Here is an 18,551-nt window from a genome sequence, read left to right as displayed (position 1 = left end):
ATGGCCACCGGAACCACCGCGATCGAGGTGGCGGCCCCGACCGGGGCGGACGACGTCGGCCCCGGAGTCTCGCGCCCCGGGCGGCGCCCCCGGCTGCTGTTCCTGCGCAACTCCAAGGCGCTGGCCGGCATCGTGATCCTCGTCTTCTTCGGGATCCTCGCGGTCGTCGGCCCGTGGATCGCGCCCTACGACCCGAACCAGGTGAGCACCGCCCTGCTGCAGCCCCCGTCCGGCGCGCACTGGCTGGGCACCGACCACACGGGGCGGGACATCCTGTCGCAGATCATCGTCGGCACCCGCGGCGTGCTCGTCGTCGGGCTCGTCGCAGGGCTCAGCGCCACGGCGCTCGGCGTGGTCGTCGGCGTCACCGCCGGCTTCGTGGGGGGCCTGGGCGACGAGGGCCTCTCGGCGCTGTCGAACGTCTTCCTCGTCATCCCGCAGCTGCCGCTCATCATCATCATCGCGGCCCAGCTGCCCGGCGCCGGCGGCCTCACGGTGGCGCTCGTCATCGGCGCCACCGGGTGGGCGTGGGGAGCCCGGGTGCTGCGCGCCCAGACCCTCTCTCTGCGCAAGCGCGACTTCGTCGAGGCCGCGCGCGCCAGCGGCGAGCGCACCTGGCGGATCGTGCTGGCCGAGGTGCTGCCCAACCTCACCGCGATCATCGCGGCCGGCTTCGTGGGCACGGTGACGTTCGCGGTCCTGAGCCAGGTGACGCTCGCCTTCATCGGCATCACGCCGGTGAGCGAGTGGAACTGGGGCACCATCCTGTTCTGGGCGCAGAACAACCTGGCGCTGCAGCGCGGCGCGTGGTGGTGGTTCGTCCCCGCCGGGCTGTGCATCGCGCTGCTCGGCATGGCGCTCACGCTGATCAACTTCGGCATCGACGAGCTGGTGAACCCGCGCCTGCGCAGCACCGGCATGCACGCCCGCACCCTGCGCCGGCGGGGCATCCGCCCGCGCGTCGGCTTCACCCCGGTGGTCCGGGCCGCACGCCCGGCCGCCGCCCCCACCCCGACCTCCCGGGAGGACCGATGAGCGAGCCCGTGCTGGAGATCCGCGACCTGCGCGTGGACTACGGCTTCGGCGAGGACCCCACGCACGTGCTGCGCGGCGTCGACCTGACGCTGCACCGCGGCGAGGTGCTGGGGCTGGCGGGGGAGTCGGGCTGCGGCAAGTCGACCCTCGCGTACGCCGCGACGCGGCTGCTGCCTCCGCCCGGCCTCATCACCGGCGGGGAGGTGTGGCTCACCGACCGCGACGGGCGCCGCAGCGACGTCCTCGGCCTCACGGACGCACAGCTGCGGGCCGCGCGCTGGCGCGACGTCGCCATCGTGTTCCAGGGCGCGATGAGCTCCCTGAACCCGGTGTTCCGGATCGGGCGTCAGCTCACCGACGGCATCCGCGCCCACCGCCCGGGGCTGTCCGCGCGGGACCTGGAGGCGCGCGCGGCAGAGCTGCTGGAGATGGTCGGCATCTCCGCCGACCGTCTCCGGGCGTACCCGCACCAGCTCTCCGGCGGCATGCGGCAGCGCGTGATGATCGCGATGGCGCTCGCCCTCGAGCCGCAGGTGCTCCTCATGGACGAGCCGACGACGGCGCTGGACGTCGTCATGCAGCGCCAGATCCTCGAGCAGATCATGGAGCTGCGCGACCGGCTCGGGTTCTCCGTCGTGCTCATCACGCACGACGTGTCCCTGCTGGTCGAGGTCGCCGACCGCATCGCGATCATGTACGCGGGGGAGATCGTCGAGGAGGCCACCGCGCAGGAGGTCTACCGGCGGCCGCGGCACCCCTACTCCGCCGGGCTGCTGGGCTCGTTCCCCCCGCTGCACGGGCCGCGCCGCGAGCTGACCGGCATCCCGGGCGCACCGCCAGACCTGCAGCAGCTCGGCGCGGGCTGCCCGTTCGCCCCGCGCTGCCCGCACGCGATGGACGTGTGCCGGGACGTGCGGCCGGTGCTCGGCCCGCCGGTCACGGGGGAGGCCCGTCGGGTGGCCTGTCACCTGCACGACCCGGCTCTCGTCGGCGCCGGCATGCCGGAGGCGCTCGCCCGCTGACCCGTCCCGCGCGCCCCGGCGGCGGGGTCGCCTCGGCGGGCCTGGATCGGTGGCTGACCAGCCGCTATGTTGCACGCAATATCGACGAGGGGTGGTGTGCGCGTGGGCGCAGGTGCACGGCGACGGATGGCGGCTGTCGGGGCGCTGCTGGCCCTGGCCCTGGTCTCGACCGGACTGGTGGTCCCGTCGGCGGTGGCTGACGACGTCGTCGGCGACCCCACCGTCACCACGTCCTCGGAGGACGCCACCGTCATCACGACGACCGAGGACCACTGGTGGGTGGGACAGGACGTCACCCTCGACGTGAGCGTGACGCGTGACGGCGTGCCGGGCACCGGGTACGTCCAGTGGCTGGAGGACGGCGTGACCGGGTTCCTGAGGCGCGTGCCCCTGTCGGACGGTCAGGCCACGATCGTCGTCCCCAGCGTCTACCTCGGGCCAGGCCACCATGCCATCGCCGTGCGGCACGTCGACTCGTCGGCGTCCGTCGACCCGGTGACCCGGGAGTGGCCCTACCACTCGGCCGACGAGATCGCGTTCGAGGTCACCGAGCCCGCGAGCCCGGTCCTCGATGCGACGTCCTGGTACTACGGCGACGCGCACGAGCTCCGCTTCGACCTCACCGGCACGGACCAGCCGCAGGACGGCATCGTGACCGCCGTCCTCGACAGAGGTGTCGAGCGGTCGGTGCCGGTGGTCGACGGGGTAGGCACGTTCGCCCTCGACGGCACGGAGGTGGGCGGCGGCGCGAACCTGCACCTCCGCCACACGACGACATCCGGGTCCCTCGTGGCGACCTGGATGTTCTCGGTCGACACGAAGAGCAAGCCGGTCACCGTGACCGTCTCGGGGCCGGCCGCGGTGCGTTACGGGTCGGACGTCGTCGTGCCGGTCCGCGTCACTTCGCCGCTCGGGACGCCCGAAGGACGCGTGTTCGTCACGCGCGACGAGACTCAGACCCTGGCCTCGGCCGTCGTGGTGGACGGGCGGGCGACCCTGCGTTTCCCGGCGAGCAGGCTCCCGTTCGGCGAGGCGCGCATGGTCGTGACGTTCAACGGCTCGTGGGAGTACGGGCAGACGGACCGGACGTATGCGGTCGTCGTCCGTCCCAGGGCCACGTCCGTCGCCGTGTCCACCTCGAAGACGTGGACCTATGGGAAGGCGCGCCGCGTGTCGGTGGCGGTGTCGTCGCCGGGCGCGACGCCGACCGGCCGGGTCGAGCTGTGGTGGAACGGCCACAAGGTGCGTTCCGCCACGCTCGCGCGTGGGAAGGCGTCCCTGTACGTCCCGGCGACGCGTGCCTCCGCGGGGAAGCACCGCATGGTGGTCAAGTATGTCGGGCCGTCGACGTTCGCGAGGGCGGAGCGCGTCTGGTACCAGAGGGTCGCCCAGGCGCGACCGCGCGTCACCTTCCGCATGGATCGCACGTCGCTGCCGAACGACTGGTCGACGCGCTCGGTGGGTGGGACGGTCACAGTCCGGACGCCGGGCCTGCCGGAGCGGGGCAAGCTGTGCGTCTGGTCGCGCGACCCGCACGACCTCCACACGCAGTGGAGCGGCTGCTGGATCAACTGGTCGTGGACGGTGAAGGACGGGCAGCGGCGGATCCGCGTGCCCGGTCATGTCCTGGGGATCTCGAACGTGAGCTCGGGGAAGACCTACGTGAAGGTCCAGTTCATCCCCGCGAACCACAACGTCCGGTCTGTCTTCTCCAACACCATCACGCTGAGGCACTACGCCCCCTAGCGGCCATGACGCCACCGCCCGCGCGGCGGTCGCGCCGGCCTGTGCGGGAGCGGGGAGAGGTCCCCACGGCGTGCGTACGTTTTCGTCACACCGAGTAGGTAGCGTGACACCGTGCTGACCGCGACGCGCCCGCTGCCGCCGCCGACCCCCTCGGAGGGGACGGCGGGCGTCGGCGCGCCGATCCTGCGGGTCGGTGCGTGGCGCGGCGAGCAGCCCCGGCCGCAGACCCGCACCGCGCCGCGCGTCGTGGCCGGCGTGGTCGCCCTGCTCGCCGTCGTCGGGGTCTGGCTCGTGTGGCGGTTCTTCGTCGGCACGGCGGCCGGGCAGCGGGTAGACGAGCTCGCGTTCCTCGGGGCCACGCACGGCCAGGGCCGGCTGTGGCAGGTCGCGGAGCCGGTGCTCGACGTCGTGTCCGTGGCCTTCGTCGTCGCGGGCGTCGGGGTCGCGGTGCTGGTCGCCGTCCTGCGCAAGCGCTGGGTGCTCGCGCTGCAGGTCGTGGTGCTCGTGGCAGGTGCCAACATCACCACGCAGGTGCTCAAGCACGGCATCCTCGACCGGCCCGAGCTGCTGGACGGCTGGACGGGGCCCAACACGCTCCCCAGCGGTCACACGACGGTCGCCGCGTCGGTCTCCGTCGCGCTCCTGCTCGTGACCCCGCGCGCGTGGCGCCCCGTCGTCGCGCTGCTCGGCGCCGCGTACACGGGGGCGACGGGCGTCTCGACGCTGGTCGGTCAGTGGCACCGCCCGTCGGACGTCGTCGCCGCGGTCCTGGTCGTGCTCGCCTGGGGCGCGCTGGTGTGCGCCCTCACGCCGGGGTCGTCCACGGACGAGCTGCGCCGCGAGGGCGCGTCGTACGCCGCGCCCGGGTCGTACGTCGTCGCCGGCCTGCTGCTGCTCGCGTCGCTGGCCGGGGCCATGGTCTCGGGAGCGACGCTCGTCGGCCTGGTCCGCAGCGGCGACCCGGTGCCCCTCTCGCCCGACCTCACCGCGTACGCGGCGGGTGCCCTCGGGGCCCTCGCCGTGACCGCCGCGGCGTTCGCCGCGCTCCTCGTGCTGCGCCAGCTCACCGCGCAGCCTCGCCGCACGTCTCGGTAGAGTGCCGCCCGGCGCCCGTGTCGGGGAAGTGACGAGCGGATGTCGTACCGTGACATGACCGGTCGGCCGGCCGCCCGCGTCGCCGCCCGCACCGCCGCAGCAACAGGGAAAGCAGGAACGGATGCCCCAGCCACGCAAGCTCGTGATCGTCGAGTCGCCCACGAAGGCTCGCAAGATCCAGGGCTACCTCGGCGACGACTTCGAGGTCGAGGCGAGCGTCGGGCACATCCGTGACCTGCCCCAGCCGCGGGACCTGCCCACGGAGATGAAGAAGGGCCCGTACGGCAAGTTCGCCGTCGACGTCGACAACGGGTTCGACCCGTACTACGAGGTGCACGCGGACAAGAAGCAGAAGGTCCGTGAGCTGAAGAAGGCCCTCAAGGAGGCCGACGAGCTCTACCTCGCGACCGATGAGGACCGCGAGGGCGAGGCCATCGCGTGGCACCTCATCCAGGAGCTCAAGCCCAAGGTCCCGGTCAAGCGGATGGTCTTCCACGAGATCACCCGGGAGGCGATCCTGCGGGCGCTGCAGAACACCCGCGAGCTCGACGAGGACCTCGTCGACGCGCAGGAGACCCGCCGCATCCTCGACCGCCTGTACGGCTACGAGGTGTCGCCGGTGCTGTGGCGCAAGGTGCGCCAGGGGCTGTCGGCCGGCCGGGTGCAGTCGGTCGCGACACGGCTCGTCGTGGAGCGCGAGCGTGAGCGGATGGCCTTCGTCGCCGCCGACTACTGGGACGTCTCCGGGCAGTTCGCACCCACCGACGGGGACGACGCCGGCCAGGCGTTCCGTGCCCGGCTCACCGGCCTCGGGGCCGAGCGCGTCGCTTCCGGCCGCGACTTCGACGACCGCGGCCGTCTCAAGGTCCGCACGGGCGTGGTGCAGCTCGACGAGGCGTCGGCGAACGCCGTCGTCGCGGGCCTGGCCGACGCCGCGTTCGCCGTCCGCTCGCTGGAGACCAAGCCGTACTCCCGCAAGCCGGCCGCGCCGTTCACCACCTCGACCATGCAGCAGGAGGCGGGTCGCAAGCTGCGCATGAGCGCGCGGCAGGCGATGCGCACCGCGCAGGCGCTGTACGAGAACGGCTACATCACCTACATGCGGACCGACTCGCCGTCGCTGTCCTCCGAGGCGACGGACGCCGCCCGGCGGCAGGCGGCCGAGCTCTACGGCCCCGAGTACGTGCCGGGCGCGCCGCGCCTGTACGCGCCGAAGAACAAGGGCGCGCAGGAGGCGCACGAGGCCATCCGCCCCGCCGGGGACTCGTTCCGCACCCCGGCCCAGGTGGCGCGAGAGATCTCCGGCGACCAGTTCAAGCTGTACGAGCTGATCTGGAAGCGCACCGTCGCCTCGCAGATGGCGGACGCCAAGGGGTCGACGGCCTCGGTGCGCGTCGCCGCGCGCCTCGGGGACGCCGCGGGCGAGCTCGCGGGGCGGGACGCCGTGTTCTCGGCGTCGGGCACGGTCATCACCTTCCGCGGCTTCCTCGCCGCGTACGAGGAGAGCACGGACGTCGCCGAGGGCGAGCAGGGCGGTGCCGCGTCGGCCAAGGAGACGCGCCTGCCCCGCATGGCCGAGGGCGACGCGCTGCGCGGCGACGACCTCGCCGCCGAGGGCCACTCGACCACGCCCCCTGCCCGCTACACCGAGGCCTCGCTCGTGAAGGCGCTGGAGGAGCTGGGCATCGGCCGGCCGTCGACCTATGCCGCGACGATCTCGACCGTCCAGGACCGCGGCTACGTGCGCACCAAGGGTCAGGCCCTGGTGCCGACGTGGCTCGCGTTCGCGGTCGTGAAGCTGCTGGAGGAGCACTTCCGCTGGCTCGTGGACTACGACTTCACGGCCGAGATGGAGGCCGACCTCGACCAGATCGCCTCGGGCAGCCGGGACCGCGTGGCCTGGCTGAACCGGTTCTACTTCGGCGACGGCTCGGGCGAGAGCACGGGCTGGGGCCTGCACGAGCTGGTCGAGAACCTGGGCGAGATCGACCCGGTGGCGGTCAACTCGGTGGAGATCGGCGAGGGCATCCGGGTCCGCGTGGGCCGCTACGGCCCGTACGTCGAGGACCTCGGCGCCGAGGTGGCGGAGGGCCAGAACCCGCCGCGCGCGTCGATCCCGGAGGATGTGGCCCCGGACGAGCTCACCGTCGCGGCGGCGCGCGAGCTGCTGGCCGCGGGCGCCGACGACGGCAAGCAGCTCGGCGTCGACCCGGAGTCGGGCCACCAGATCATCGCCAAGTCGGGGCGGTACGGGCCGTTCGTCACCGAGGTGCTCGACCTGCCCGAGATCGACCCGAGCCTGTCCGCGGCCGCGCAGAAGAAGGCGAAGGCCGCGCAGCCGAAGCCGCGCACGGCGTCGCTGTTCAAGGACATGTCGCTGGAGACGGTGACGCTCGACGACGCGCTGAAGCTGCTGTCGCTGCCGCGCGTGGTGGGCACCGACCCCGAGTCGGGCGACGAGATCACCGCGCAGAACGGGCGCTACGGGCCGTACCTGAAGAAGGGCACCGACTCGCGGACCATCGCGTCGGAGGACCAGCTCTTCACGATCACGCTGGACGAGGCGCTGAAGATCTACGCCGAGCCCAAGCGGGGCCGTGGTGCGCGGGCTGCCACGCCGCCGCTGCGCGAGCTGGGCGACGACCCGACCACCGGCAAGCCGATCGTCGTGAAGGACGGCCGCTTCGGCGCGTACGTCACCGACGGCGAGACCAACCGGACCCTGCCGCGCGACCTCACGCCCGAGAGCATCACGCCGGAGCGGGCGATCGAGCTGCTGGCGGAGAAGCGCGCGGCCGGCCCGGCGAAGAAGCGCCGCACCACCACGACGAAGACGGCGGCCAAGAAGCCTGCCGCGAAGAAGCCCGCCGCCAAGAAGTAGCCCGGCCCGGACGTTGTGAGCGGAAGATTGGCCCTGTCTCGACGCGAAACAGGGCCAATCTCCCGCTCACAACACGGTGGGGTGGGTGTCAGTCCCGGCGCTCGACGAGGTAGACGTGCCCGTCAGGACGGGTGACCCGCTCGAGCGTGCGTCGCAGCCGGGTGTCCCGGGCGATGTCCTCCGCCGTCGGCGGGATGGGTGGGGTCTTGCGGATCGAGGCCGGCCCGAAGAACGGCAGGAAGAGCTCGGTGACCTTCATGCCCCAGGTCCGGTCGTCGTTCTCGCGCCGTGCCATGCCGCTCCTCGCAAACACTTGGTGGGCCAACTGTTGGTGCACCAACTATAGGCCGGATCGTAGGCTGGGCGCATGCAGATGCCCGCCGACCCCCTCCGCCTCGAGGCCCAGGTGTGCTTCTCGCTCTCGGCGGCGGCGCGTGCGATGGTTTCGATCTACCGGCCCATCCTGGAGCCGATGGGCCTCACGCACCCGCAGTACCTCGTGATGCTCGGGCTGTGGCAGGACGAGCGGGCGGGCGCCACGACGACCGTCACCGGGCTGTCCGCGCGGCTCCTCCTCGACCCCGGGACGCTCTCGCCGCTGCTCAAGCGCCTGGAGCGGCAGGGGCTCCTGGAGCGGCGCCGGGCCAGCGGCGACGCGCGCGTCGTCGAGCTGCACCTCACCCCGGCGGGCCGCGACCTGCGCGCCGAGGCGGAGAAGGTGCCCGCGGCCGTGGTCGCGGCCAGCGGGCTGAGCCTCACGGAGCTGGAGCAGGTGCGCGACGTCGCGAACCGGGTGGTCGCCGCGGCGCAGGGCGTGCCCGCCTGAGGCCTGGGGCAACCGCTCCGCAGGCACGGGGCGACGGTGGTTTCATGAGCGAGGACCGCACAAGGACGTGCGGCCGCACCGCGCGGCCTCTGGCCGCCGGTGCCTCCACCACCCGGTCCGCCGCGCCGGAACCCGGCCGCACGGGCCACGCCGGAGGGAACCACGCATGCTCCGTGGACGACGCAGAGCCACCATCCTCCTGAGCGGCGCGGGTGCGCTGCTCCTGACCGCCGCCACGACCCTGCCCGCGACCGCGGCGGCCGACCCGGACAACCTGCCCGGGGACGACACCATCACGCTGCCGATCAACGACAGTGCGGCGGGCGGCACCTACGACCAGGACTTCGAGCGCGTCTACGCGGGGGAGACCCCGGACGGCACGCCCGTGTACATCTACGTCCCCGCGGGCACGCCGCTGGACGGCAGCGCGCCGACCGGGGTGGACAGCCTCGACCCGGCGTTCGACCACGACCCCGGCGACGACTTCGTGCCGTGCGGGGACCTCACCGCGGAGGACTTCACCCTCACCCAGGCGCAGATCGACTACCTCGGCGACGAGCTGTCGAGCCAGATCGTCGCCGTCGACGAGGAGCACTACGGCCCGATGCAGGCCGCCGACCCGGACGAGCCCGCCACGGACTCGCTGGTGATGGTCGTCTACAACGTGCAGGACGACCTGTACTACGACTGCGAGCAGGACTCGTACACGGCCGGCTACTTCGCCCCGGACTTCATCGACTCGGTGGGGATGAACGCCATCGTCGTCGACGCCTTCGACTGGCAGAACCGGCTCGGCGGCGCGGACGCGCCGTGGAACGACGACGACCCGGACAACGACCAGGCCGAGCTCTACGAGGGCGTGGTGGCCCACGAGCTGGAGCACCTGCTGCACAACTACAGCGACCCGGGCGAGCTGTCCTGGGTGGACGAGGGCCTGGCCGACTTCGCCGTCTTCCTCAACGGGTACGACGTCGGCGGCTCGCACCTCACCTACCACCAGGTGTTCTACGCCGACACGTCGCTCACCCGGTGGGCCGGGGGGCTGCAGAACTACGGGGCTGCGTACACGTTCTTCCAGTACCTGTGGGAGCGCGCGGGCGGCAACGGCGACGGCACCTACACGCCCGACCTCACGTACGACGGGGCCGGCGGCGACCTGCTGATCAAGCAGATCTTCGCGAACCAGGCCGACGGCATGGATGGCGTGCAGGCGGCGATCGACGAGTTCAACGCCGCCACGGGGGGTGACCTGCCCGACGTCGCCACGCTCTACCAGGACTGGGCCGTGGCCGTGTACCTCGACGACGAGGACAGCGACGTGTTCGACATCAAGGCCGTCGACTTCGGCGACCCCGCGTTCACGGACTGGACGATGGACCTCGCGGACGACCAGTTCTGGGAGGGCCGTGGGTCGAACCAGGGCGCGCAGCCGAACGCCAAGTGGGACCGCCGCAAGAACGGGCAGTCGCCGGTCGCCGTGCCGTACGGGATCCAGGTGGAGCGGTTCCGCAACCCCGGGCCGCGCGTCACGGTGGGGCTCGACGGCGACGACACGACCGCCGTCGCGCCGCACTCCGGAGCCACGCACTGGTACGGCGGGTACGAGAGCCAGTCGGACAACGTGCTCGACGTCGCCACCGACGGTGCGGTGTCCAGCCTGGACTTCTGGACCTGGCACTTCATCGAGGAGGGCTGGGACTACGGCTTCGTCGAGGCGCAGGTGGGCGGCGAGTGGGTCACCGTGCCGCTCGTGGACGACTCCGGCGCGGTCGTCACGACCGACGACGACCCGCACGGCAACAACACGGAGGGCAACGGCCTGACCGGGACGTCCGGCGGCGCGTACTTCGTGGACGAGCCGGAGTACGTGCACCTGACGGCCCAGCTGCCGGCAGGTGCGACGGACGTGCGGTTCCGCTACTCGACGGACGCGGCCTACCTCGACACGGGGTGGTTCGTGGACGACGTGATGGTGGACGGCGCGACCGCGGCCGTGTCGTCCGAGGAGGGGCAGTGGTTCGAGACCACCGGGGTCCAGGACAACAACTGGACGCTCCAGGTGGTCGCGACGTGCGACCTCACCCCCGGCGTGACGAACTCCTTCGAGATCACCGACGGGGCCGGCAACTACGTGTACCGGCTCTCGGGCGACCAGATCTCGCAGGGCGGGTTCACGACGAAGTGCGCCAACGGCAAGCAGCGTGACTTCGCGACGCTGGTGTCCAACCTGCCGACCGGTGACCTGACGTTCCTCGACGCCGGGTACGTCCTGACGGTGCAGAACAAGAAGTAGCACCCGGCAGAGCCCTGTTGTGGGTACGAAAAGGGCGGGAATCCGAGGCCGGCTTCCCGCCCGTTTCGTACCCACAACAGGGCCGGGTCGGGTGGCGGGCCGGTACGGTGTCGCCATGACCGACGTCACACCTGCCTCGTTCGCGCCCGGCCTCACCCCCGACGACCTCGTGGGGACGGTGCCGGACCCGCGCACGGCGCCCGCCGTGCGCTGGGGCGTGCTCGGCGCCGGCAACATCGCCGGGTCGTTCTCCGACGGCGTCCGCGAGCACACGGCGTCGGCGGTCGTCGCCGTCGGGTCGCGCGACGTGACGAAGGCCGAGGCGTTCGCCGCCGCGCACGCGCCGGGCGCCCGGACGCACGGCGGCTACGAGGAGCTCGTGACCGACCCCGAGGTCGACGTCGTGTACGTCGCGACGCCGCACAGCCACCACCACGAGCACGCCCTGCTTGCGGTGCGCGCCGGGAAGCACGTGCTGGTGGAGAAGGCGTTCACGCAGGACGCCGCCCAGGCGCGCGAGGTCCTCGGCGCCGCCCGCGAGGCCGGCGTCTTCGTCATGGAGGCGATGTGGACGCGCTTCCTGCCGCACGTGGCGGCGCTGCGTGGCGTCCTCGCCCGAGGCGAGATCGGGCGGGTGGTCAGCGTGATCGCGGACCACGGCCAGCACTTCCCGTTCGCCCCCGAGCACCGGCTGTACGCCCCCGGCCTCGCGGGCGGCGCGCTGCTGGACCTCGGTGTCTACCCGGTGTCGTTCGCCCACGACCTGCTCGGCGCGCCCGAGTCCGTCACCGCCGTCGGGGCGCTCACCGAGACCGGCGTGGACGGGCAGGTCGGCATGGTGCTCGGCTACCCGGAGGGCGTGCAGGCCACCCTCTCGACCACCCTCTGGTCACGGACCGCCAACACGGCCGTGATCTCCGGGACGGAAGGTCGCATCGAGGTGGCGCGCACCTTCTACGCGCCCACGTCGTTCACCGTCGAGCGGCACGACGGCGCCACGTGGTCCTACGACGGCTTCCGCGGCGAGGGCAAGCAGTTCCAGGCCGCCGAGGTCGCGCGGCGCGTCGCGGCGGGGGAGCAGCAGTCCCCCCGCATGTCGTGGGACGGCACGCTGGAGGTCATGGACACGCTCGACGCCGTGCGGCGCCAGGTGGGCGTCGTCTACCCGGGGAAGTGAGGCCGGCGGGCCGCCCGCGCGTCAGCGGGTGAGCCGACGCCCGCTGACGTCGGACGGGGTGATGCTCACCCAGACGTTCTTGCCGTCGTCCTGGAAGCTCGTCAGGCCGGTGGCACCGGCCGCGGCGAGCTCCGCGTCGGTCTCCAGGATCCGCGCGGTGCCCTTCACGACGACGCTCGTCGCGACGGCCTCGCCCCACTCGTCGGCCTCGAACGCCACCCGGGAGTTCACCGTGAGCTCGACCAGCTTGGTGCCCGGGCGGGTGCGGAAGTACACGACCCCGTCCGCGGCGGCGAAGTTGACGGGGAAGATCTCCGCCTCCCCGCCCACCGCCGTGGCGAGCCGGCCGACGGACTGCGTGCTCAGGAACTCCCAGCAGGCGTCCTCCGTGAGCAGGGTGACGGACGGCGTGGACGACGACTCGGCAGGCATGCGACCTCCAGGGGCGACGGGCGGTGTCCCTCCCATCGTCACGCCGCCGGGCGCCTACCGCGCGTCGGGACGGGGTGGGGCTGGTCACGCAGCGGCACCGCGGAGCAGGAGTGCCGCCGGGCGCACGCTCCCGGCACTGCGCGGCCGGGTGTCGCCGCCACCGACTACCGTGTCTGCGTGAGCAGCGCACCTGGGTACTTCGTCTCGTTCGAGGGCGGCGACGGCGTCGGCAAGTCGACGCACGTGCGCCTGCTGGGCGACTGGCTGCACGAGGTGACCGGGCGCGAGGTGGTCGTGACGCGCGAGCCGGGTGGCACCCCCCTGGGTGCCGAGCTGCGGCGTCTCGTCCTGCACGGCGACCACATGGACGCCCGCACCGAGGCGCTGCTCTACGCGGCCGACCGCGCCCACCACGTGGCGACGGTCGTGCGGCCGGCGCTGGAGCGCGGCGCGGTGGTCCTCACGGACCGCTACCTGGACTCCTCGGTGGCGTACCAGGCCGGGGGGCGCGAGCTGTCCGAGGAGGAGATCGAGGCGCTGTCGTCGTGGGCCACCCGCGACCTGCTCCCCGACGTGACGGTGCTGCTCGACCTCGACCCGGTCGTGGGTGCCGCCCGCCTGTCCGGGGAGCCGGACCGGCTGGAGCAGGCGGGCGACGAGTTCCACCGCCGCACGCGCGACACGTTCCTGCGGCGCGCCGCCGCCGAGCCGGAGCGCTGGATGGTGGTGGACGCGTCCGCGCCGCTCGACGACGTGCAGGCCCAGGTGCGGGTGGACGTCGCCGCCCGCCTCGACCTGACGCCGGTGGTCGAGGAGGCCGTCTCCGAGCCCGTCGCAGAGGCCGACGAGGACTCCCCGGCGGCTGCGCAGGACCGGACCGGCGGGGGGCGGCCGTGAGCGTGTGGGACGACGTCGTCGGGCAGCCGGACGCGGTCGCGCTGCTGCGCCGGGCCGCGACCGACCCGGCCGCGATGACGCACGCGTGGCTGCTCACGGGACCGCCGGGCTCCGGCCGGTCCGTCGCCGCGCGCGCCTTCGCCGCAGCGCTGCAGTGCACGGGCACGGACGGCGAGACCGGCGGTTGCGGGCGGTGCCACGCGTGCACGACGACCCTCGCGGGCACGCACCCGGACCTCACCGTGGTGGCCACGGACAAGGTGGTCATCACCATCGACGAGGTGCGCGACCTCATCATGACCGGCGCGCGCACGCCGTCCTCGGGCCGCTTCCGCGTGATCGTCGTCGAGGACGCCGACCGCATGGCCGAGCGCACCACGAACGTGCTGCTCAAGGCCATCGAGGAGCCGCCGCCGCACACCGTGTGGGTGCTGTGCGCCCCGAGCGCGCAGGACGTGCTGCCCACCATCCGGTCCCGCTGCCGCGGCGTGGTGCTGCGGGTGCCGCCGGCCCAAGACGTCGCGGACCTGCTGGTGCGCCGCGACGGCGTCGACCCGGGCGTGGCGCTGACCGCGGCCCGCGCCGCGCAGTCCCACGTCGGGCTGGCGCGCCGCCTCGCGCGCGACGACGACGCACGACGGCGGCGCGACGCGGTGCTGGAGATCGCACGCCGCATCCGGGGGGTGGGCGACGCCGTCCTCGCGGCGGGCGAGCTCGTGGACGTCGCCACGGCGGAGGCCGTGGCGACGACGGCCGAGCGCGACGCCGTCGAGAAGGCGGAGCTGCTGCGTGCCCTCGGCGTGCACGAGGGCGACACGCTGCCCCCGCGGCTGCGCTCGCAGCTCAAGCAGCTCGAGGACGACCAGAAGCGCCGTGCCACGCGCCGCCAGCGCGACGTCCTGGACCGGTCGATGGTGGACCTGCTGTCCCTCTACCGCGACGTGCTCGTGGTGCAGCTCGGCGCCACCGTGGACCTCGTCAACGCGGAGCACGACGCGACCGTGCGGGCGCTGGCCGCCGACTCGACACCGGAGCAGACGATCCGCCGGATGGACGCGATCGGCACGGCGCGCGAGCGGCTCGAGGGCAACGTCGCGCCCCTGCTGGCCCTCGAGGCCATGACGGTCGCGCTGCGCCCGCAGGGCTGACCTGCACGGCGACGACTCCGGGCGACAGTTGCCTGATGACCCCTTCATGCGGTGAGGTGTTCCGCGGCGGGGGCCACGGGGGCCCCGTGCCTGACTGGGGGTTGGCATGAGGATCCTGCTGCTCGTCTCGGCGTTCAACGGCCTGACGCAGCGCGTGTGGGGGCATCTGGTGGACCGGGGGCACGACGTCGGCGTCGAGCTGGCTCCCGCGTTCGGGTCGCCGGAAGAGCTCACCGCGCGCGTCGAGGAGATCGGTCCGGACCTGATCCTGGCGCCGTTCCTCAAGCACCGCGTGCCCGAGGACGTGTGGCGGCGCTGGACGACCGTCGTCGTGCACCCCGGGCCGGTCGGAGACCGGGGGCCGTCGTCGCTGGACCACGCGATCCTCGACGGGCGCGAGCGCTGGGGCGTGACCGCGCTGTCCACGGTGGAGGAGATGGACGCCGGCCCGGTGTGGGCGACGTCGACCTTCGCGATGCCGTCGCCGCCGGTCGCCAAGAGCGCCCTGTACAACGGGCTCGTCGCGGACGCCGCGATGGAGTGCGTCGACGAGGTGCTGCGGAAGCTGGCGGACGGCGAGGAGCCGGTCCCGGCGGACGAGGCGGAGCGCGAGGTGCCGGGCACGGGCGAGCTGCCGCTGCTGCGCCGGGTCGCGTTCGAGCTCGACCTGTCCCGGCCGGCGGCCGAGCTGGCGCGCATCGTCGCCGCGGCGGACGGCGCACCCGGGGCCCCCGCGACGGTGGGGGGCGCGCGGGTCTGCCTGTTCGACGCCGTGGCGACGGCCGGCTCGCTCGTCGCGGACGCCGCGCCCGGCACGGTGGTGGGCCGCGACGAGGACGCGGTGGCGCTCGCGACCGGCGACGGCACGCTCTGGGTGGGGTACGCCGCCACGCTGGCCGACAAGCGGGGCACCAAGCTGCCCGCGGCGTGGGTGCTCGACGTGGCCGGCGTGCCGTTCCATCCCGCGCCGCAGGAGCTCGCCGAGTCCGTCTACGAGCGCGACGGCGACGTCGGTTACCTGACGATCCGCTCGTACAGCGGGGCGATGCACACCGAGCAGTGCCGCCGTCTGACCACCGCCGTCGAGAAGGCGCTGACGGAGGACACGAGGGTGCTCGTGGTGCGCGGCACCGAGCACGCGTTCTCGAACGGCATCCACCTGGGCGCGATCGAGGCCGCCGACGACCCGGCCGCGGAGGCGTGGGCCAACATCCAGGCCATCGACGACCTGTGCGAGGCGATCGCGCGCGCCGACCAGCTCACCGTCGCCGCCTTCACGGCGAACGCGGGTGCGGGCGGCGTGATGACGGGCCTGTGCGCCGACGTCGTGCTCGCCCGGGACGGCGTGGTCCTCAACCCGTACTACGACATGGGCATCTTCGGGTCCGAGCTGCACACGTGGACGGTGGCGTCCCGGCTCGGCGAGGTCGACGCCGACCGGCTGCTGGGTGCGAAGCTGCCCGTGTCGGTGGCGGAGGCCGCCCGCCTCGGGCTGGTGGACGCCGTCGGGCCGCGCGACCCGCAGCGGTTCGCCGCCTGGCTGGCCGACCGCGCCGCCGCGCTGACGTCCGGGGAGGAGCGCGAGGAGGCCGTCGCCGCCGCTCGGGTGCGCGCGCCGCGCCGCCCGTTGTCCTACTACCGCACCGTCGAGCTGGCGGAGATGGCGCGCGACCTGTTCGACGACCGGCGGGGGTTCGCCGCCAAGCGCCGCGACTTCCTGCGCAAGGCCGCACCTGCCGCGACGCCGGAGCGGTTGCGGTTCGCGGACCTCCGCGAGACCGTCGCCGGGTGACCGTCCCTGTGCCTCGCGGCGCCCGCCGGCTCCTGCTGGCGGGCGTCCTGGGCGTGCTCGCCCTGGGCGTGACGGCGGCGTGCGCGTCCGGCGCGCCGGGCGACGGCGCGACCTCGGGCTCGCCGTCGGCCCCGTCCTCGGGGACGGGGGAGGAGCCGGCCGCCCCGGCGCCGGGCGAGCACGTGCGCGGTCTGCCCGAGGGCGTCCAGGGCACGATGGACAGCCCTGCGGGTGCCGCCTGGTCGCCCACGCCCGGCGTGCTGCTGGTGGTGACCTACGGGTCGAGCTCGTGCCCGCTCGTCGCGGAGCCGGAGGGGCGGTGGGACTCGTCCGGCGGCACGGTGGTCGTGCCGTTCGAGGACCGGTCCGACGGGCCGTGCACGATGGACTACACGCCCACGACCAGCGCCGTCGCCCTGCCGGCTGCCGCCGACTCGGGCGAGCCGGTGTCCGTGCGGCTCGGCGACCAGGGCACGGTCGACGTCGCGCCGCGGGCCGCGGACGGCCGGACCGGGCCGGTCGCCTGGGTGGCTCCCAACGGCTGACCGGTCCCTGGACGTACCACGCGGGGGGCGACGGTAGGTTGGGCGGGTGAACTTCGACGAGCGCCGCCCGACCGCCCGCCGCACGACCACCCTTCGCCGCACCTCTCGCCGTCCGGCCGCGGTGCGCGCGTCCGCCGCCCTCGTCGCCGGGCTGCTGCTGCTCGCCGGGTGCACGACGACCCCCGCGAAGGAGCAGGCGCCCGCGGGGTCGGCGTCGGGACCGGCCGCGTCGCAGGCGCCGGACGGGTTCGAGAAGTTCTACGGCCAGACGCTGGAGTGGACCGACTGCAAGGACGGTCTGCAGTGCGCGACCGCCGCGGCGCCGCTGTCGTGGCAGGACGCGGGGGCGGGCAGCATCGAGCTCGCGCTGGTCCGCAACCCCGCCGACGGCAAGGACCCGCAGGGTTCCCTGCTGGTGAACCCGGGCGGGCCGGGGGCTTCCGGAGTCGACTTCGTGCGCAGCGACGCCACGAACAACGGCTCGACGTTCGGCAAGAAGCTCCGCGACGCGTTCGACATCGTCGGCTTCGACCCCCGCGGCGTGCAGGACTCGACGGCGGTGAAGTGCTTCGACGACGCACGCAAGGACGAGTCGCTGGCGAAGGACTTCGACCCGAGCACCGACGACGGGCTGGCCGCCATGGAGGCGGAGTCCCGCGCCTGGGGCGAGGCGTGCGCGAAGAACAGCGGCGACGTGCTCGGGCACGTCGACACGCAGAGCGCCGCCCGCGACATGGACATGCTGCGCGCCGTCCTCGGCGACGACCAGCTGCACTACCTCGGGTACTCCTACGGCACCCAGCTCGGGGCGACGTACGCGGGCCTGTTCCCGGACCGTGCGGGGCGTCTGGTGCTGGACGGCGCCATCGACACGACGCTCTCGTCGGACGAGATCTCCGCCGGGCAGGCGGTCGGCTTCGAGAACGCCCTGCGCGCGTACGTCGCGGACTGCCAGGCCGGGCAGGACTGCCCGCTGCCCGGGTCGGTGGACGACGGGATGCAGCGGATCCATGCGCTGTTCGACCAGACGCACGAGCGGCCCCTGCCGACGTCGGACCAGGACCGCCCCCTGACGAGCACGCTCGCGTTCTACGGCGTCGCGCTCACGCTGTACAACCAGGCGAACTGGCCGGTCCTCACGCAGGCGCTCGACGAGGCGATCAACAGCGGCACCGGCGACACCCTGCTCTACCTGGCCGACACGTACAACGACCGGAACGCGGACGGCTCGTACTCGACGAACTCGTCCGAGGCGTTCCGGGCGGTCGGCTGCCTGGACGACCGTGGCACGACCGACCCGGACGAGATGCGCGCCGAGGCGGCCGAGATCGAGAAGCAGGCGCCGACGGTGGGGGAGTTCTTCGCGTACGGGGGCACGTCGTGCGCCGACTGGCCCGTCCCGATGGCGAAGAAGGAGTACGACGTGCACGCGAAGGGCGCGGCGCCCATCGTCGTCGTCGGCACCACCAACGACCCGGCGACCCCGTACAAGTGGGCCGAGGGGCTGGCCAAGACGCTCGACTCCGGCGTGCTCGTCACCTACGAGGGCGAGGGGCACACCGCGTACTCGCCGTCGCGCCCGTGCGTGGCGGACGTCGTCGAGTCCTACCTCGTGGACGGTGACGTGCCGAAGGAGGGCACGACCTGCTGACCTCGCCCGCG

Annotated in this window: 15 protein-coding genes; 13 read left to right on the top strand and 2 right to left on the bottom strand. The window is 73.4% G+C overall.

All coding sequences use genetic code 11. The features are described 5' to 3' along the window. The 5 genes from ACFT55_RS01140 to topA all read left to right on the top strand — a co-directional run bounded on the left by ACFT55_RS01140 (position 1) and on the right by topA (position 7,779). Positions 1 to 1,035: an ABC transporter permease gene (locus ACFT55_RS01140; RefSeq protein ID WP_380240610.1), complete on the top strand. Its 1,035-nt coding sequence runs from the start codon at positions 1 to 3 to the stop codon at positions 1,033 to 1,035. Further along, positions 1,032 to 2,057: an ABC transporter ATP-binding protein gene (locus tag ACFT55_RS01135; RefSeq protein ID WP_380240608.1), complete on the top strand. Its 1,026-nt coding sequence runs from the start codon at positions 1,032 to 1,034 to the stop codon at positions 2,055 to 2,057. The genes ACFT55_RS01140 and ACFT55_RS01135 overlap by 4 nt, the downstream gene beginning before the upstream one ends. 126 nt (positions 2,058 to 2,183) lie before the next feature. Beyond that, positions 2,184 to 3,803, top strand: coding sequence for a hypothetical protein (locus ACFT55_RS01130; protein ID WP_380240606.1), 1,620 nt, complete (start codon positions 2,184 to 2,186; stop codon positions 3,801 to 3,803). A 111-nt stretch (positions 3,804 to 3,914) separates the two neighbouring features. Then, a complete protein-coding gene (locus ACFT55_RS01125; RefSeq protein WP_380240604.1) occupies positions 3,915 to 4,898 on the top strand; it encodes a phosphatase PAP2 family protein in 984 nt (327 codons plus the stop codon). Between the two features lie 121 nt (positions 4,899 to 5,019). After that, positions 5,020 to 7,779, top strand: a complete 2,760-nt coding sequence (topA, locus tag ACFT55_RS01120; protein ID WP_380240602.1) for a type I DNA topoisomerase — start codon at positions 5,020 to 5,022, stop codon at positions 7,777 to 7,779. An 88-nt stretch (positions 7,780 to 7,867) separates the two neighbouring features. Here topA and ACFT55_RS01115 read toward each other — a convergent pair whose 3' ends face one another. Beyond that, positions 7,868 to 8,074, bottom strand: coding sequence for a hypothetical protein (locus tag ACFT55_RS01115; RefSeq protein ID WP_380240599.1), 207 nt, complete (start codon positions 8,072 to 8,074; stop codon positions 7,868 to 7,870). Between the two features lie 72 nt (positions 8,075 to 8,146). Between ACFT55_RS01115 and ACFT55_RS01110 the strand changes: the two genes are divergently transcribed. From ACFT55_RS01110 to ACFT55_RS01100, 3 genes are all read left to right on the top strand, one after another. Then, positions 8,147 to 8,605, top strand: coding sequence for a MarR family winged helix-turn-helix transcriptional regulator (locus tag ACFT55_RS01110; RefSeq protein WP_380240597.1), 459 nt, complete (start codon positions 8,147 to 8,149; stop codon positions 8,603 to 8,605). 166 nt (positions 8,606 to 8,771) lie between these two features. Then, complete coding sequence (locus tag ACFT55_RS01105; protein ID WP_380240595.1) at positions 8,772 to 10,898, top strand: hypothetical protein; 2,127 nt, start codon at positions 8,772 to 8,774, stop codon at positions 10,896 to 10,898. A gap of 115 nt (positions 10,899 to 11,013) precedes the next feature. Next, positions 11,014 to 12,075 carry a Gfo/Idh/MocA family protein gene (locus tag ACFT55_RS01100; RefSeq protein ID WP_380240593.1) on the top strand — a complete coding sequence of 354 codons (1,062 nt, stop codon included), beginning with the start codon at positions 11,014 to 11,016 and terminating at the stop codon, positions 12,073 to 12,075. Between the two features lie 21 nt (positions 12,076 to 12,096). On the opposite strand, the gene ACFT55_RS01095 is transcribed toward ACFT55_RS01100, so the two are convergent. Continuing rightward, complete coding sequence (locus tag ACFT55_RS01095; RefSeq protein WP_380240591.1) at positions 12,097 to 12,507, bottom strand: pyridoxamine 5'-phosphate oxidase family protein; 411 nt, start codon at positions 12,505 to 12,507, stop codon at positions 12,097 to 12,099. A gap of 177 nt (positions 12,508 to 12,684) precedes the next feature. On the opposite strand from ACFT55_RS01095, the gene tmk reads away from it, so the two are divergent. The 5 genes from tmk (at position 12,685) to ACFT55_RS01070 (ending at position 18,540) form a co-directional block, all read left to right on the top strand. Then, a complete protein-coding gene (gene tmk / locus ACFT55_RS01090) occupies positions 12,685 to 13,404 on the top strand; it encodes a dTMP kinase (protein WP_380240588.1) in 720 nt (239 codons plus the stop codon). Beyond that, positions 13,401 to 14,552: a DNA polymerase III subunit delta' gene (locus ACFT55_RS01085; RefSeq protein ID WP_380240586.1), complete on the top strand. Its 1,152-nt coding sequence runs from the start codon at positions 13,401 to 13,403 to the stop codon at positions 14,550 to 14,552. Before tmk ends, ACFT55_RS01085 begins: the two co-directional genes overlap by 4 nt. 106 nt (positions 14,553 to 14,658) lie before the next feature. After that, positions 14,659 to 16,344 (top strand): enoyl-CoA hydratase-related protein, encoded by a 1,686-nt coding sequence (locus ACFT55_RS01080; protein WP_380240583.1) that lies wholly within the window; start codon positions 14,659 to 14,661, stop codon positions 16,342 to 16,344. Next, a complete protein-coding gene (locus ACFT55_RS01075; RefSeq protein WP_380240582.1) occupies positions 16,341 to 16,889 on the top strand; it encodes a hypothetical protein in 549 nt (182 codons plus the stop codon). The genes ACFT55_RS01080 and ACFT55_RS01075 overlap by 4 nt, the downstream gene beginning before the upstream one ends. 46 nt (positions 16,890 to 16,935) lie before the next feature. Next, positions 16,936 to 18,540, top strand: a complete 1,605-nt coding sequence (locus tag ACFT55_RS01070) for an alpha/beta hydrolase (RefSeq protein ID WP_380240580.1) — start codon at positions 16,936 to 16,938, stop codon at positions 18,538 to 18,540. The last annotated feature ends 11 nt before the right edge of the window (positions 18,541 to 18,551 follow it).

This window comes from Isoptericola sp. NPDC057191, from assembly GCF_042670225.1.
Classification (GTDB): Bacteria; Actinomycetota; Actinomycetes; order Actinomycetales; family Cellulomonadaceae; genus Isoptericola.
The sequence above is the reverse complement of the archived record's forward strand: the minus strand, read 5'-3'. Positions and strand labels throughout refer to the sequence as shown.

Excerpts from the sequence above, each read along its gene's own strand:
- ACFT55_RS01130 (WP_380240606.1), top strand. The coding sequence starts at position 2,184 with ATGGCGGCTGTCGGGGCGCTGCTGGCCCTGGCCCTGGTCTCGACCGGA.
- ACFT55_RS01135 (WP_380240608.1), top strand. The coding sequence starts at position 1,032 with ATGAGCGAGCCCGTGCTGGAGATCCGCGACCTGCGCGTGGACTACGGC.
- ACFT55_RS01110 (WP_380240597.1), top strand. The coding sequence starts at position 8,147 with ATGCAGATGCCCGCCGACCCCCTCCGCCTCGAGGCCCAGGTGTGCTTC.
- topA (WP_380240602.1), top strand. The coding sequence starts at position 5,020 with ATGCCCCAGCCACGCAAGCTCGTGATCGTCGAGTCGCCCACGAAGGCT.
- ACFT55_RS01105 (WP_380240595.1), top strand. The coding sequence starts at position 8,772 with ATGCTCCGTGGACGACGCAGAGCCACCATCCTCCTGAGCGGCGCGGGT.
- ACFT55_RS01115 (WP_380240599.1), bottom strand. The coding sequence starts at position 8,074 with ATGGCACGGCGCGAGAACGACGACCGGACCTGGGGCATGAAGGTCACC.
- ACFT55_RS01095 (WP_380240591.1), bottom strand. The coding sequence starts at position 12,507 with ATGCCTGCCGAGTCGTCGTCCACGCCGTCCGTCACCCTGCTCACGGAG.
- ACFT55_RS01080 (WP_380240583.1), top strand. The coding sequence starts at position 14,659 with ATGAGGATCCTGCTGCTCGTCTCGGCGTTCAACGGCCTGACGCAGCGC.
- ACFT55_RS01140 (WP_380240610.1), top strand. The coding sequence starts at position 1 with ATGGCCACCGGAACCACCGCGATCGAGGTGGCGGCCCCGACCGGGGCG.
- ACFT55_RS01100 (WP_380240593.1), top strand. The coding sequence starts at position 11,014 with ATGACCGACGTCACACCTGCCTCGTTCGCGCCCGGCCTCACCCCCGAC.